Source organism: Psychrobacter sp. T6-1, assembly GCF_052258445.1.
In genome coordinates this window covers 1-617 of record NZ_JBQQFC010000756.1, presented here as the reverse complement: position 1 = coordinate 617, position 617 = coordinate 1, and the positions used below count along the sequence as shown (strand labels likewise).

1 protein-coding gene is annotated in these 617 nt (G+C 49.8%); it reads left to right on the top strand.

Annotated features, from left to right (window positions below; genetic code table 11):
* Nucleotides 1-606, top strand: a 606-nt coding sequence (locus tag ACTXGO_RS15820; protein WP_443575191.1) for an alpha/beta fold hydrolase, incomplete at its 5' end; no start/stop codon positions are given.
* Nucleotides 607-617 lie beyond the last annotated feature (11 nt).

The window sequence follows — 617 nt, the reverse complement described above, 5'->3', positions numbered from 1 at the left end:
TTTTTGCGTCAATTGGGTGTCGATAACTATCATATCTTGGCGCATGATTACGGCGATACCGTAGCGCAAGAGCTGCTGGCAAGACAAGCGGATGTGAGTTGTGATTTGCATATCGCTAGCGTCTGCTTCTTAAATGGTGGGCTGTTCCCCGAGACCCATAGGCCGATTTTGATACAGAGACTATTGCTATCACCACTCGGATCTTTGGTATCCAAGCTCTTTACTAAGGCAAAATTTGCGACGAACTTGCAGCGGATATTTGGACCCAGAACCCCGCCAACCCCTGAGGTCATCGACGTGCTATGGCAGTTGCTGAGGCATAATGATGGCGTAGGGGTGATGCACAAACTCATTAATTATATTCCGCAGCGAAAGCGCTACCGTGAGCGCTGGGTCAGGGCGATTATCAATAGCCGCGTACCCGTCAAGCTGATCGCTGGTGCCAAAGACCCGATCTCAGGTCAGCACATGGTCAACCGCTATCGTGAGTTGATTCCTAACGCTGATATCACGGTAATGGCAGAGCTGGGTCACTATCCGCAGATTGAAGATAGCGCGGCTATCAGTGCAGCTTATTTGACGTTTAGAAGCAGCATTGGCGAGTAATCGCTTATGAT